Here is a 13281-nt window from a genome sequence, read left to right on the forward strand (position 1 = left end):
ACCCTGCTGCTTGAATAGGGGCATGCCCTCGGCCGTAGCTGACACTCCCACTGTGCTGACACAGTCGGATCGGTTGGAGGTGCTCTTCGACGAACTGTCCCAGTTGGCCGGCCAGCGCAATGCGATCGACGGGCGGATCGTGGAGATCGCCGCCCAGATCAACCGCGACGGGCTCCTCGGGATCACCGGGGCTCAATCGGTGGCGGCATTGATGGCTTGGAAGACAGGGTGTTCGCCGCGCAACGCGGACACCATCATCGCGATCGCCGACCGGCTCGAAGAGTTCCCGCGTTGTGTCACTGACCTTCGCGAGGGGCGGCTCTCGCTCGATCAGGTCGGGGCGATCGCCGAGCGTGCCGGCGAGGGTTCCGATGCGCACTACGCCCTGCTGGCGAAGAGCGCTTCGGTCCGCCAACTGCGCACGGCGCTCAAACAGGAACCACGACCTGAGCCCGAACCGGTCACCGATCCTTTCGACGACGATGACGAACCGGCACCGCCGCCGCCTGCACCGCGGCCAGAGATCACCACCACCAGCGACGCCGACTACACCTACTGGCGCATCAAACTGACCCACCACCAGTCCGCGAAATTCGAGGCGGCCCTGCAATCGCACAAGGACGGGCTGATCGCTCAGTGGAAACGTGACCACGGCATCGACCGTGGCCCCGGTACCGGCGGCGACACCGGCAACGGGTTGACGCGGCCGCCGCTGCCCAGCCGAGGGGATGCATTCATGGCGTGGGTCGACGCCGGCTGGGACGCCGAAACCTTCCGCCGACCGCACGGCCAGCACACCACCGTCATCGTCCACGTCAACGCTGAGACGAAAGTCGCCGCACTGCATCTGGGCCCATTACTGACCGACGAGGAACGACGCTACCTGAGCTGCGATGCCACGTGTGAAGTCTGGTTCGAACGCCAGGGCCGGCCCATCGGTGCCGGACGTTCCACCCGCACCGTCAACCGGCGCCTGCGTCGCGCGCTCGAGTATCGCGACCGCACCTGCGTGGTCCCGGGCTGCGGCGCCACCCAAGGGCTGCATGCTCATCACATCGTGCACTGGGAAGACGGCGGCGAGACCGAACTCGACAACCTCGTGCTGGTCTGTCCCTATCATCACCGGGCCCATCACCGCGGCATCATCATCATCACCGGACCCGCCCAACAACTCGTCGTCTCCGACCACGCCGGGCGAGAACTCAGACCCGGATCACTGGCGCGCCCCCCGACTACACCGCCACCAAATGTCGCGTCCTACCCCGGGTCGTCCGGAGAACGCGCCCAGTGGAAGTGGTACCACCCGTACGAACCACCACCGCCGATGCGGAACTAGCTTTCACTCGCCGCGCTCGGAAGCCCACAGGCCGATCACGAATGCGGTCAAGTCATTGTGCTGCAACGGGTCTCGACCCGTGATCTCCTGGATCCGAGACAGCCGGTGCCGCACCGTGTTGGTGTGCAGAAAAAGCTCCTTGGCGGTGTCACTCAGAGATCCGTTGCAGGACAGAAATACTCGCAGCGTGCGCACGTGCTGAGTGCCCCGCTGATTGTCCAGCTCCGCGAGCGGGTCGATCAGCAACTGCTTGAACGGTGCCAGCTGCGCCAGCGGCAACTGCTCCAGCAGGCTCTCCAGCGTGCTCAGCTGATCCGGTCCGACCCGTCCGCCGCGCTGCTCTGCCAACGTCAACGCGATGCGGGCCTGCGCGATCGCCGACCCGATGTCGGTCAGCGGCACCGGAGCCGAATGCCCCGTCGGTAACGCGAGGTCGTCGGTCATCCGCACCGGCCCGACCGACAACATCAGGCACAGATCAGGCGCGTCACCGATCAACGCGTCCGGGAAGGCCATCGACACCAGTGCTCCGGCACCTGCCGGCCACGCCGAGCACGCGATCTCACCGGCCGAGAAACCCGGCCACTCCAGCAGCTGGCTCAGCGCGTCCGGCAGAAGCATCCGCCGCTCGACCAGAGACAGCAGCTGCCCGACCCGCTCCCGGGCCAGCGCGGCCTCGATGTCGCGCTCGCCCTGGGCGGCGCGCACGAACCGCGCGATCAGATCGAGCAGCGCCGGTTCCGGCCGGTCACCACGCCCAACCCACGTCAGCGTGCCCAGCCCGGGCACCGGAACCGTCACCGCGTCGTCGTCGTCCGCCCCGCCGCGTCCGCCGGCCTCCACGCCAGGTTCGTCGGGCTCCAACAGGAAGTAGCACCCGAGCACCTGACCCGCGCTGTCGAGCAGCTGACGCGGCGAGTCGTGCCGTCGCAGCGAGGACAGCAGTTCGGGCGCCAGCGCGTTGGTCGCGCGGGCAACGGCGATCTCCGAACCCAGCCAGAACTCCGCCACGAAGCGGCTGACCTGACTGAACGGCACACTCGGCGGGGCGACCAGCACCGGCAACCCGCGTCGCCGGCACTGCGCGAGCAGGGCGGCCGGCACGACGTCATGACCGTCGCCCACCCCGAAGCACACGCCTGCTGCCCCGGCCCGGCTCAGCGCGTCGACGAACACCGTGCAGTCGTGTTCGGTCTGCAGACTGATCCCGACCGTGCACACCAGTTCACCGCCGCGCAGGTAGCGGGACGGGTCGCGCATCTCGGTGGTGTGCACCCAGCTGATGGGACGGTCCAGATTCTGGGGCGCACCCGCGGGCACCGACACGCCGAACCCGCCGCTCTCCAGCAGGTCCCGCAGCGTCGGGGCCGCCGACTCTGCATGCACCTCCGACACCCCGCGAGCGTAACGCGGCCGTCACACGAACGAGCGCCGCCGTTGTGCGATCGTTCAACGCCACGGCACCGCCACGGTGCGATCTCTGCGTCTTCGGCCCGATGGCTGGCGTCGTCGCACGTCGGGCGTGATAGTTCTGCCATGTCATTGGTCAGCCCGGCTGAGCAGCAGCCACAGTTGCGCCGCGAGTTCTCCCTCGGATCGGCGTTCGCGTTCGCGTTCGCCTTCATCTCTCCGATCGTCGCCCTGTACGGGATCTTCGGCCTTGCGCTGTCGGCGGCCGGCCCGAGCTTCTGGTGGGGCTTCGCGCTGGTGTTCGCCGGTCAGTTCCTGGTGGCCCTGGTGTTCGCGACCCTGGTGTCGCGTTGGCCGCTGGAAGGCTCCATCTACCAGTGGTCGCGCCGCCTGCTGGGCAGCACGTACGGCTGGTTCGCCGGCTGGGTCTACATGTGGACACTGGTCATCGCGATGGCCACCGTCGCGCTGGGCGCGGCCGGATTCACCGCCCATATCGTCGGCATCGAGGAACCCTCGGGCGGAACGCTGGCCTGGATCGCGCTGCTGATCCTGCTCGCGGGCACCGCGGTCAACCTGATCGGGCGCCAGGCGCTGAAGATCTTCATGATCGGCAGCATCATCGCCGAGGTCATCGGCTCGGTGGTGCTGGGCACCTGGCTGCTGCTGTTCCACCGGCACAACTCGCTGTCGGTGCTGTTCGAAGGCGGCGGCACCGATGTGGATCTGTGGTCCTACCTCGGTGGGCCGTTCCTGCTCGCGGTCGCGTTCATCGGCTGGTCGTTCGTCGGCTTCGAGAGCGCCGGTTCCATCGCCGAAGAGGTGCACAACCCGAAGCGGGACCTGCCCAAGGCCGTGCTGTTCTCGCTGGCCTTCATCGCGCTGGTGGTGGGCTACTCGAGCCTGGCGATCATTCTGGCCATCCCCGACCTGGATGCGGTGGCCGAGGGCGCGGTCAGTGACCCGGTGTACGAGACGCTGACCGACGCGCTGGGCGCCGGCATCGCCAAGCCGGTCCAGGTGATGTTCGTGATCGGGTTCCTGGCCAGCTTCCTGGCGCTGCAGACCTCGGCGTCGCGGGTCATCTGGGCCTACGCCCGCGACGGTGCGCTGCCGGCAGCCGGCACGCTGGTGCAGCTGCGGGGCAAGGCCCGCATCCCGGTGGTGGCGATCCTGGTGACGACTGCGATCGGCGCCGGTCTGTTCCTGCTGAGCATCGTCGCCGGCGACATCTACTCGCTGATGGTGAACTTCACCGCCGGCGGCTTCTACCTCGCGTTCCTGTTCCCGCTGATCGGCTTCCTGGTGGTGCTGCTGCGCAAGGGCTGGACGGCCGGGGCGTTCTCACTGCGCGCATGGACGCTGCCCGTGGCGGTGGTGGCCGTGGTGTGGGCGGTGCTGCAGTTCGTCAACATCGCCTGGCCCCGTGTCGCGTTCGAGCAGCGCTACCTGGACTGGTCGGTGTGGATCGGCATCGTGGTGCTCGGGATCATCGGTGCGGTGCTGTACGCCACGGTGAAGTCGAGGATCACTGCGCCGCGTGACGAGGACGAGGACGAACCGGTACTGGCGAATGAGTGAGCAACCGGTCGCGCTGGTCACCGGCGGCGCCAGCGGGATCGGCGCCGCGGTGGTCGAGGCGCTGACCGCGCGCGGCTACACCGTCGGGTGCCTGGATCTCAACCCGGGGGCAGCCGAAAATGCCGTCGCGACCGACGTTTCCGACGCCGACGCGGTGACGCGTGCGGTGGGACAGCTCCGCGAGCGGCTGGGTCCGGTGAGCGCGGTGGTGACCTCGGCGGGCTACTACGAGATGGCGCCGGTGTCGGAGATCAGCGTGGACGCGTGGCGACGGATGCTGCGCGTGCACCTGGGCGGGCTGGTCAACGTCGCCCGGGCCACGCTGCCGGACCTGCGCGCGGCGCGCGGGTCGCTGGTCGCGGTGGCCAGTGAGCTCGCCGTGGGTGGCGGTGACGAGGACGTCCACTACGCGGCCGCCAAGGGCGCAATCCTCGGCCTGGTGCGCAGCCTGGCCGCCGAAGTCGCCGACACCGGGGTGCGGATCAACGCGGTCGCACCAGGCCCCACCGACACCCCGCTGCTGGCCGCCGACTCACCCTGGCGCGCAACGGAATACCTGCAGACGCTACCGCTGCGGCGGCTCACCACACCGGCCGAGGTGGCCCGCTGTGTCGAATACCTGGTCTGCGACGCGACGTTCAGCACCGGGGACGTCGTCAACGTGAACTCGGGAGCAGTGATATGAGTACCGATCTGCACGGTCGGGTCGCGCTGGTGACCGGGGCGGCCCAGGGCATGGGCGCCGCACACGCGCGGCGACTCGCGAAAGCCGGTGCGGTCGTGGCCGTCAACGACCGCGAAGACAGCGACGCGCTGACCGCGTTGGCCGCCGAGATCGGCGGGCTGACCGCCGCCGGCGACGTCTCGGATCCCCAGCAGTGCCAGACCATCGCCGCGCACGTGGCCGCCACCGCGGGCCGGCTCGACGTGCTGGTGGCCAACCACGCGTACATGACCATGGCGCCGCTGCTCGAGCACGACGCCGACGACTGGTGGAAGGTAGTGGACACCAACCTCGGTGGCACCTTCTTCCTGGTGCAGAGCGTGCTGCCCTACATGCGGGACGCCGGGGCGGGCCGCATCATCGTGATCACCAGTGAGTGGGGAGTGACGGGCTGGCCCGAGGCGACCGCCTATGCCGCATCCAAAGCGGGGTTGATCTCGCTGGTCAAGACGCTGGGCCGCGAGCTGGCCCGCGAGCGGATCATCGTCAACGCGGTGGCGCCCGGAGTCATCGACACCCCGCAGCTGCAGGTCGACGCCGATGCCGCCGGAGTGCCCGTCGCCGAAATCCGGCACACCTATGCCGACGCGATTCCGTTGGGCCGCATCGGCGAGCCCGACGAGATCGCCGCGGCCGTCGAGCTGCTGGCCGATTTCAGCATAGAAGCCGTGGTGGGACAGGTGATCTCGTGTAACGGCGGCTCCACCCGCACCAGAGCGTAAAGGCAAGAGGAGAGCACAGTGCAACAAGATCCGCGGACGCGGACGGAGTCCGGAGTGCTGGGCCAGATCGACGCCCAGCAGGTGCCGCGCTATGCCGGGTTCGGCACGTTCGCCCGGCTTCCGCAGCGGCACGAGGTCGTCGACCATGACGTCGCGGTGATCGGTGTGCCGTTCGACAGCGGCGTCACCTACCGGCCCGGAGCGCGCTTCGGCCCGGCCGCGATCCGGCAGGCCTCCCGGCTGCTCAAGCCGTACCACCCGGCGCTGGACGTGTCTCCGTTCGCGGCGGCTCAAGTCGTCGACGCCGGCGACATCGCCGCGAACCCCTTCGACATCACCGCCGCGGTCGAGCAGGTCAAGGACGGCATCCTCGGCCTGGTCACCCGGCCGGAGCAGCGGTTCGTGCTGCTCGGCGGCGACCACACCATCGCGCTGCCCGCGCTGCAGGCCGTCAACGAGTTGCACGGGCCGGTCGCGTTGGTGCACTTCGACGCTCACCTCGACACGTGGGACACCTACTTCGGGGCTCCCTGCACCCACGGCACCCCGTTCCGGCGCGCGTCCGAGCAGGGCCTGATCGTCAAGGGCCACTCCGCGCACGTCGGCATCCGCGGCTCGCTCTACGACGCCGCCGATCTGCTCGACGACGCCGAACTCGGGTTCACGGTGGTGCACTGCCGCGACATCGACCGCATCGGCGTGGACGGCGTCATCGAGCGCGTGCTCGAGCGCGTGGGTGACCACCCGGTGTACGTGTCGATCGACATCGACGTGCTGGATCCGGCGTTCGCGCCGGGCACCGGAACCCCCGAGATCGGCGGCATGACCAGCCGTGAGCTGGTTGCGGTGCTGCGGGCGATGCGCGCGGTGAACATCGTCGGCGCCGACGTGGTCGAGGTGGCGCCGCCCTTTGACCACGCCGAGGTGACGGCCGTGGCCGCCGCGAACCTTGCCTATGAGCTGATCACCCTGATGGTCGGCTGATGGAGCGCTTCAGCTGGCCCGAAGGCAAGACCGCCGCGGCCGCGTTCACGTTCGACGTGGATGCCGAATCGGCGATCCTGTGGGGCAATGAGAGCGTCGGGGCCCGGATGAGTGTGATGAGCCACCAGGCGTACGGCCCGCTGGTCGGGATCCCGCGCATTTTGGATCTACTTGCGCAACACCAGATCCGGTCGACGTTCTTCGTGCCCGGCCACACCGCCGACCGCTACCCCGAGGCGGTCCGCAGCATCGTCGCGGCGGGGCACGAGATCGCCCATCACGGATATCTGCACGAGCAGCCCACCGCCCTGACCCTCGAGGAGGAGATCGACGCGCTGGACCGCGGACTCGCCGCGCTGGCCGATGTCGCCGGCGTACGGCCGGTGGGGTACCGGGCCCCGATGTGGGATCTGTCCTGGCGCACCCCGGCGCTGCTGGCCGAGCGTGACTTCCTGTACGACTCGAGCCTGATGGACGCCGACCATCCCTACGAGTTGGCGATCACTCCGGACACGCAGGAGTCGCTGGTCGAGATCCCGATCCAGTGGGCGCTCGACGACTGGGAGCAGTACTGCTTCCTGCCCGACATCTCCGGCAGCGGGCTGATCGAGAGCCCACGCAAGGCGCGGGAGCTGTGGCAGCTGGAGTTCGACGCGCTGCGCAAGGCGGGTGGCTGCTGGGTGCTCACCAACCATCCGTTCCTGACCGGCCGGGCGTCGCGGGCCGCCGAACTCGGTGAGCTGATGCGGTATGTGCTCGACCACGACGACGTCTGGGTGGCCTCGCTGCAGGAGGTCGCCGAACACGTTCGGACGCTGAGGCTTTCACCGCGGTCGATCACGCCTCCCGACATTGCGCGCTGAGCAGGCTGCGCAGGGTGCTGGTGACGAACTTGCGCAGCGCCACGTCGCGTTCGGACCGGGCCTCGCCGACGGTGGTGAGCAGCGCGTAGACGCCGAGGAGGAAGAACGCCGCGCTGTGGTAGGAGTCGACGTCGTCATAGAGTTCGCCGCGGACGCGCAGCCGCTCGATCTCGGCGGCGAGCAGCACGAAGATCGGATGGTTGGTCCACTGTTCCCGTTCGGGCCGGGTGGGCGAGAAGTACAGACTGATGACGTCGTGAAACAGCGCTGATCCCCAACGGGTCTCGAGTTCCAGCACCAGCTCGACGATCCGTGTCAACACCGCGGGCAGGTCGCGGCGGGTGTCGAGGAACCGGCTCAGCTCGTTGGCCAGGCGCATCTCGTCTCGTCGGATGAGTTCGAGCAGTACGTGTTCCTTGGTGGGGAAGTGGAAGTAGAAGGTGCTGCGCGCGACCCCCGCCGCCTTCACGATGGCGTTGATGTCGGCGGCGCTGGAGCCGGAACGCTGGAACTCCACAATCGCGGCGTCGAGCAGCCGCGCACGGGTGTTTCGCCGCTGGGCTTCGCGTCGCGTCGCACTCTCTGGCACGCGCCCCATTGTGCAGCACGGCGCTGTTGCTGACCAGTGTCACCGAAATCCTGAGATCGTCAGTCGGCCTGATCGGGCCGTGCAGGCGGCTCACTATCACACGATAAGCCGACTTAGGACGCCAGATTCGACCGGATCACCGTGCGGCGGGCCACCCGGGCCGGTTCAGGTTCATTGTCATTTGTCAGTGAATTGTGCTAGACCTGTGACGACCGGAGCGCCAGCAGATCGAATCAGGTGGAGCGAGCGATGACGACAGCGACGGCGAACACGACGAGGGCGATGAACACCAGAGGCCAGCGCATTCTCCTGTGGACGGTGCCGCCGGCGGCGGCGCTGTTCGTCCTCGCGTTCTTCCTTTTCCCGGTGTTCTCCCCGCCGCTGTCGCCGACGATGACCCCCGAGCAGGTGGCGGCCTTCTTCGCCGAGAACACCACCGGCATTCTGGGCGTCGCGATTCTGTGCAATCTCATCGCGTGCTCGCTGGTTCCCCTTTTCGCGGTGATCGCGGTGCAGATATCCCGGACCGCCACCTCGAGCAGCGTCTTCACCTACGCCTACATCCTGTGCGTCGGCGTCGGACTCACGGCGTTCATCCTCGCCGACTACTGCTGGGGCATGGCGGCGTTCCGGCCCGAGCGCGACCCCCAGCTGATCAGCCTGCTCAACGACATGGCGTGGTTCTTCTTCATCGCCCCGGTCGGCACGATCGTCGTGCAGAACCTCTGTCTGGCCGCCAGCATTTACCTCGACGCGCGTCCGGAACCGATCTTCCCCCGGTGGGTGGCGCACTTCAACATCGCGACAGCCGCCCTGTTGATTCCCAGCGCGTTCTCCGTCCTGCACACCACGGGTCCGCTCGCGTGGAACGGCGCGGTGTCATTCACGCTGCGGCTCAGCGTCTTTGCGTGCTACATCGTGGTGATGTTCATCGTCCTCGTGGGCGTGGTCAACCGCCAGGGCGACGAGCGGGAGGCTCTGGTATGACCCAGACCAGGAAGCTAGACCAGTGGATCGCGTTCTGGTCGGTCCCGATCTTCTTCAGCCTGTTCGGGTTGGTCTTCGTGCCGATGAGTTGGATGATGCCGCCGCGATCGCCGAGCAGTTCGCAAACCGAGATCGGCGAGTTCATGCAGTCGCCCAACCTGCTTGTCGCGTGCGTGATCCTGACACTGACGTTCGGGCTGGGGCCGGTGTCCAATGCGTGCTACCTGATCCAGATCAAGCGGATGTCGGTCAGCCCGGTGCTGCGCTTCACGCTGATGATGGGCGCGATCACCGGAACCATCGTCGGCATGCTGTTCCCGATGTTCTGCTTCGGGCTCGGCGCGTTCCGCCCCGGCTACGACCCGGCGATCCTGGCGATGCTGTTCGACTTCGGGTACCTGGCGTTCATCGGTTCGCTGGGCTGTTTCTGCGTGATGTGGATGGCCTTCGGACTGGCGATCATCCTCGACCAGAACAACATCCTGCCGAAGTGGCTGGGTTACTACACCGTGTGGCAGTACGTCACCGAGTTGATCGCCGCACCGGTCTGGATCGCCAAGTCGGGTCCGTTCGCGTGGAACGGGGTGATGACGTTCTGGTTCGCGATGGCGCTCTATGTGTCGTGGCAGATGATCGTGTACGTGTGCATCTTCCGGGCGATCAAGAATCAGCCCGACGAGGAGCTGGAGAACGCCTGGCTGACCACGGAATCGGCCGCCGCGCAACCTCCGGCCAAGGCCAGCGCATGACCGGGGTATCCACCGAGCCCACCGCGGTGGCCGGCGTCGGCTCGCGAAAGACCCAGCGGCGCGGTCACGTTCCCGGCGAATCCAGCATGTGGTTCTTCGTCATCGGCGACCTGCTGATCTTCGGCGTCTATTTCGTCGTCTACATGTACTACCGCGGCCAGGACCAGGATCTGTTCCTGCACAGCCAGGCGAAGCTGAACCTCACCATCGGCGCCGTCAACACCGTCGTGCTGCTGACCAGCTCGCTGTTCGTCGCGCTGGGCACCGCTGCGGCCCGGGCCGGGAAGACCACCGACGCCTACCGGTTGTTCTGGCTGGCGCTGGCCGGCGGTGCGCTCTTCCCGGTGCTCAAGGCGTTCGAGTACATCCCCGAGATCACCGCCGGTCTGACCCCGGGAACCAACCTGTTCTTCATGTTCTACTACGTGATGACGGGGATGCACCTGTGCCATGTGCTGCTCGGCCTGGTGATCCTGGGCTTCGTGATCCGTGATCTGCGCGGCCCGGCGCCCCGAATGTCGCTGGTGGAGACCGGCGCAACGTACTGGCACATGGTCGACCTGCTGTGGCTCGTCCTGTTCGCGCTGCTCTACCTGATGAGGTGATCCTGCTGATCGCATATCTGCGCCATCCGCTGACCCTGGTGTGGGCGCTGCTGACGGCGGTGACCGTGGCGTCGTGGCTGACCGCCCGCGACGGCGGTGGGGGAGAACACCTCAACGCGTCGGTGACCGTCGTGGTGCTGCTGATCGCGGCGGTCAAAACCCAGCTGGTGATCTGGCATTTCATGGAAGTACGGCGGGCACCGCGGTGGCTGAAGGTGACGACGAACGGATGGCTGGTCGTCCTTTTCGGTGTGCTGCTGGGTCTGTACTTCAGCGCTGTCTAGGGTTGTGCGAACTCAGCCACCGCGCACCTCATCGGTGATGTCGGCGAGCTGGTTGTCGTCGCGGTGGTCGTTGAAGTTCCGGCATTCCCCGTAGATCTCGACCGTGCCGCGGTCGGGGTAGTTCCCGGGGCCGACGAGGACCATCACGCCGCCTTTGTGGACCGCGTCGCCGGCGGGCTGGAAGCCCGGCGGCGGCCCCGGCGCCCAGCCGGGTTGGCCGGCCAGGGTGTCGGCGATCTGCCGGCTGACACTCTGGCCGGGCGGCGTCTCGAACGCCACATCGACGCGGCCGTGGAACGGCGGGTCGCCCTGATCGTTACACCACTCCCACTGGAAGCTCGCGTAGGTGACACGCAGGTTCGCCGCCCGCACAACATCTTTGGCCGCATCGACGACCTGGGCGCGGGATTCGGCGTCGGACGGCGGTGGGGCGGTGGGCCCCCCGGCCTGCGGTGTGTTCGGCTCGGACGGGGACATCGGTGAGCATCCTCCTACAGCTGACGTCGCGGCGGCGAGTATGACGGCCAGCCCCGCGATACGACGACTAGTACCCGTGGTCATTGGTCACCGATCCTCCCGCCCGGTTCCACTCGGGGTCATAGATCACCGGCGTCTCGACGTTCATGTGCGGCAACGGAACCACACCGAGGATCGGGACGTCGAGCTGCTGCGGTGTCGACACCGTCAGCTCGGTGCGCGGCTGCGCCAGCAGGCCGAGTTCGCCGAGACGGTCCGGATTGCCGGTGACGATCTCGGTCATGCTGCGCAGCGACTCGCTACCGACGGCGTAGTAGTACGAATGGTCGGACGGGTCGATCATGTCGGCACCGGGAACCTCGGCCCGGAACCGCGTCGCACCGAAGTCCTCGAAGGCCGGGTCGGCGCCCAGACCGGCCGTCGGGCCGACCATGTTGCCCAACGAATCGTTGAGTTCGCCCGGCAGCGTGTTGCCCATCTGGCCCAGCCAGCCGACCGGGTCGGTGGACGCGTCCCCGATGTAGACCCGACCGCCGTCGAGGTTGAAGTCCGCGGCACTGCGCGCCACGTCGGTGCCGGGACTGCCGAGCAGGATCGCGTCGTCGGCGCGCATCCCGCTGTTGGCGAACGCGTCGGCGACGGTCGTGGAACCGTAGGAGTGCCCGATCACCGTCACATGCTCGGGAACGCCCACCTCGTGGGTCACGCTGAGCCCGTTGACATCCCACGCCAGTGCGTCGCCCCCGGCGCGTGCGAGGCCCGCGTTGGCGATGTTGGGGTCGGTGAAGCTCTCCGGGGTGTCGTAGCCCATCCAGGAGATCACCGCGGTGGGGTCACCGGGATCGGCCTTGAGTGATTGGCCGTAGAGATTGATCGCGTCGTTGTGCCCGTCGGACAGCCAGCCGTCGCGGACGCTGGCGCTGGTGCCGGGCACGATGACCGCGGTGTTCGACGCCTTGTCCGGATTGCCGATCGAGACCGCCGCGCGACCCTTGCCGTCGAAGGCCTGTGGGTCGTAAGCCCACAGCATGGTCGGCCGCCAGTTCCTGTCGTGCCGCTCCTGTGCGCCGATCTCGCTGTAGCGGCGGGACTCTCCGTCGGGCGCGCCGAGCTGATGCAGCAGTCCTTCCTGGGTCCGCTTCGCATTCTGGTAACGCGTGACGTCGCCGTCGGTCAGCCCATAGCGGCCCGGATTGCCCACCACCTCATCGGCCGGGACGTGGTTGCGGGACGCCACGTTCTCCACCCGGTCGAGGTGGTCGTCCATCACCGCGACGTTGACCTGGTCGCGCACTTCGGCAGGAATCCCGTTGAGATTGCCCAGGATCGGTGGATGCTGGTCGATCAGCCCACGGCGTTGATCGTCGGTCAGCGCGTTCCACCACGCCGTCACGCCGGCAGGATCGGTGTCCGCCGACGGGATCGCGATGTTCTGCCCGCCCACGGCCACGGACGGAGTCGGGATGTCGACTCCGGCGGCCTGATCAATCGCCGACGCGGTGTTCTCGTCCAGGTCGGTGAACAGCTGCAGCATCTTCTTCAGAAACGCTGTGAACTTGTCGGCCAGGCTGTCCAGAAAGCGCCCGACAAGCCACTGCTGCGGGGTGACCGTCCCGTCGTCGGAGACGGCGAACCCGAACCGGTCCAGCGTCGACACCAGGTCCAGCAGAGCATCCCGCAACGCGGTCATCTGCACGCCGCCGTTGCGCAGCGCGGACTCGAGGTTGAGCAGCCGCCGGGCGATCCGGTCCTGCTTGGCGAGGTCCCTGACCCCCTGCGCAGCCGCGCCGGTGGCGGCCTGCCCGGTCCAGTGCTCCTGCAGATGGACCAGCATCTCCCGTTCGCCGGTGAGGATCGTCTCGAGTTCGCTGCGCCGGCGACCCAGGGCGTCGGCGGCGTCGACCAGCCGGTCGGGATCCGAGTCCCGCACCGTCGACACTGAAACCGACATGGCCCTCCTGTTCCGGTCG

At 67.7% G+C, this 13281-nt stretch carries 14 protein-coding genes; 10 read left to right on the forward strand and 4 right to left on the reverse strand.

The window, feature by feature from the left end:
* Positions 1–22 precede the first annotated feature (22 nt).
* Complete coding sequence (locus ACXMYJ_RS17220; protein ID WP_460357882.1) at positions 23–1336, forward strand: HNH endonuclease signature motif containing protein; 1314 nt, start codon at positions 23–25, stop codon at positions 1334–1336.
* Between the two features lie 3 nt (positions 1337–1339).
* On the opposite strand, the gene ACXMYJ_RS17225 is transcribed toward ACXMYJ_RS17220, so the two are convergent.
* A complete protein-coding gene (locus ACXMYJ_RS17225) occupies positions 1340–2731 on the reverse strand; it encodes a PucR family transcriptional regulator (RefSeq protein ID WP_460357886.1) in 1392 nt (463 codons plus the stop codon).
* Between the two features lie 141 nt (positions 2732–2872).
* On the opposite strand from ACXMYJ_RS17225, the gene ACXMYJ_RS17230 reads away from it, so the two are divergent.
* The 5 genes from ACXMYJ_RS17230 to ACXMYJ_RS17250 are packed head-to-tail and all read left to right on the forward strand — an operon-like array spanning position 2873 to position 7620.
* Positions 2873–4327, forward strand: coding sequence for an APC family permease (locus ACXMYJ_RS17230; protein WP_443188014.1), 1455 nt, complete (start codon positions 2873–2875; stop codon positions 4325–4327).
* The gene (locus tag ACXMYJ_RS17235; RefSeq protein ID WP_460357889.1) at positions 4320–5012 is read left to right on the forward strand and encodes an SDR family NAD(P)-dependent oxidoreductase; all 693 of its coding nucleotides are present in this window, start codon (positions 4320–4322) and stop codon (positions 5010–5012) included. The genes ACXMYJ_RS17230 and ACXMYJ_RS17235 overlap by 8 nt, the downstream gene beginning before the upstream one ends.
* A complete protein-coding gene (locus ACXMYJ_RS17240; protein ID WP_460357892.1) occupies positions 5009–5773 on the forward strand; it encodes an SDR family NAD(P)-dependent oxidoreductase in 765 nt (254 codons plus the stop codon). Before ACXMYJ_RS17235 ends, ACXMYJ_RS17240 begins: the two co-directional genes overlap by 4 nt.
* 18 nt (positions 5774–5791) lie before the next feature.
* The gene (gene speB, locus ACXMYJ_RS17245) at positions 5792–6757 is read left to right on the forward strand and encodes an agmatinase (protein WP_460357895.1); all 966 of its coding nucleotides are present in this window, start codon (positions 5792–5794) and stop codon (positions 6755–6757) included.
* Positions 6757–7620, forward strand: coding sequence for a polysaccharide deacetylase family protein (locus tag ACXMYJ_RS17250; RefSeq protein ID WP_460357898.1), 864 nt, complete (start codon positions 6757–6759; stop codon positions 7618–7620). Before speB ends, ACXMYJ_RS17250 begins: the two co-directional genes overlap by 1 nt.
* Here the strand turns inward: ACXMYJ_RS17250 and ACXMYJ_RS17255 are convergent.
* Positions 7595–8218 (reverse strand): TetR/AcrR family transcriptional regulator, encoded by a 624-nt coding sequence (locus ACXMYJ_RS17255; RefSeq protein ID WP_460357901.1) that lies wholly within the window; start codon positions 8216–8218, stop codon positions 7595–7597. The genes ACXMYJ_RS17250 and ACXMYJ_RS17255 overlap by 26 nt on opposite strands.
* A 240-nt stretch (positions 8219–8458) precedes the next feature.
* Between ACXMYJ_RS17255 and ACXMYJ_RS17260 the strand changes: the two genes are divergently transcribed.
* From ACXMYJ_RS17260 to ACXMYJ_RS17275, 4 genes are read left to right on the forward strand one after another with little or no spacing between them, the layout of a single operon-like run.
* A complete protein-coding gene (locus ACXMYJ_RS17260; RefSeq protein ID WP_443188008.1) occupies positions 8459–9196 on the forward strand; it encodes a hypothetical protein in 738 nt (245 codons plus the stop codon).
* Entirely contained in the window at positions 9193–9945 is a 753-nt protein-coding gene (locus ACXMYJ_RS17265; RefSeq protein ID WP_260756184.1) for a hypothetical protein, read from the forward strand. The genes ACXMYJ_RS17260 and ACXMYJ_RS17265 overlap by 4 nt, the downstream gene beginning before the upstream one ends.
* A complete protein-coding gene (locus ACXMYJ_RS17270; RefSeq protein WP_443188007.1) occupies positions 9942–10550 on the forward strand; it encodes a cytochrome c oxidase subunit 3 in 609 nt (202 codons plus the stop codon). Before ACXMYJ_RS17265 ends, ACXMYJ_RS17270 begins: the two co-directional genes overlap by 4 nt.
* 5 nt (positions 10551–10555) lie before the next feature.
* Positions 10556–10834, forward strand: a complete 279-nt coding sequence (locus tag ACXMYJ_RS17275; RefSeq protein WP_443188021.1) for a cytochrome C oxidase subunit IV family protein — start codon at positions 10556–10558, stop codon at positions 10832–10834.
* Between the two features lie 12 nt (positions 10835–10846).
* Here ACXMYJ_RS17275 and ACXMYJ_RS17280 read toward each other — a convergent pair whose 3' ends face one another.
* Positions 10847–11311, reverse strand: a complete 465-nt coding sequence (locus tag ACXMYJ_RS17280) for a hypothetical protein (protein ID WP_443188006.1) — start codon at positions 11309–11311, stop codon at positions 10847–10849.
* Positions 11312–11378: 67 nt separating this feature from the next.
* Positions 11379–13262, reverse strand: a complete 1884-nt coding sequence (locus tag ACXMYJ_RS17285) for an alpha/beta hydrolase (protein ID WP_460357906.1) — start codon at positions 13260–13262, stop codon at positions 11379–11381.
* Positions 13263–13281 lie beyond the last annotated feature (19 nt).

Source organism: Mycobacterium sp. ZZG (genome assembly GCF_054786995.1).

What these genes read in the sequence shown, in the direction of transcription:
- ACXMYJ_RS17235 (WP_460357889.1), top strand. Translation starts at nt 4,320, where the DNA reads ATGAGTGAGCAACCGGTCGCGCTGGTCACCGGCGGCGCCAGCGGGATC.
- ACXMYJ_RS17230 (WP_443188014.1), top strand. Translation starts at nt 2,873, where the DNA reads ATGTCATTGGTCAGCCCGGCTGAGCAGCAGCCACAGTTGCGCCGCGAG.
- ACXMYJ_RS17270 (WP_443188007.1), top strand. Translation starts at nt 9,942, where the DNA reads ATGACCGGGGTATCCACCGAGCCCACCGCGGTGGCCGGCGTCGGCTCG.
- ACXMYJ_RS17240 (WP_460357892.1), top strand. Translation starts at nt 5,009, where the DNA reads ATGAGTACCGATCTGCACGGTCGGGTCGCGCTGGTGACCGGGGCGGCC.
- ACXMYJ_RS17220 (WP_460357882.1), top strand. Translation starts at nt 23, where the DNA reads ATGCCCTCGGCCGTAGCTGACACTCCCACTGTGCTGACACAGTCGGAT.
- ACXMYJ_RS17285 (WP_460357906.1), bottom strand. Translation starts at nt 13,262, where the DNA reads ATGTCGGTTTCAGTGTCGACGGTGCGGGACTCGGATCCCGACCGGCTG.
- ACXMYJ_RS17265 (WP_260756184.1), top strand. Translation starts at nt 9,193, where the DNA reads ATGACCCAGACCAGGAAGCTAGACCAGTGGATCGCGTTCTGGTCGGTC.
- ACXMYJ_RS17255 (WP_460357901.1), bottom strand. Translation starts at nt 8,218, where the DNA reads ATGGGGCGCGTGCCAGAGAGTGCGACGCGACGCGAAGCCCAGCGGCGA.
- ACXMYJ_RS17280 (WP_443188006.1), bottom strand. Translation starts at nt 11,311, where the DNA reads ATGTCCCCGTCCGAGCCGAACACACCGCAGGCCGGGGGGCCCACCGCC.
- ACXMYJ_RS17260 (WP_443188008.1), top strand. Translation starts at nt 8,459, where the DNA reads ATGACGACAGCGACGGCGAACACGACGAGGGCGATGAACACCAGAGGC.
- ACXMYJ_RS17250 (WP_460357898.1), top strand. Translation starts at nt 6,757, where the DNA reads ATGGAGCGCTTCAGCTGGCCCGAAGGCAAGACCGCCGCGGCCGCGTTC.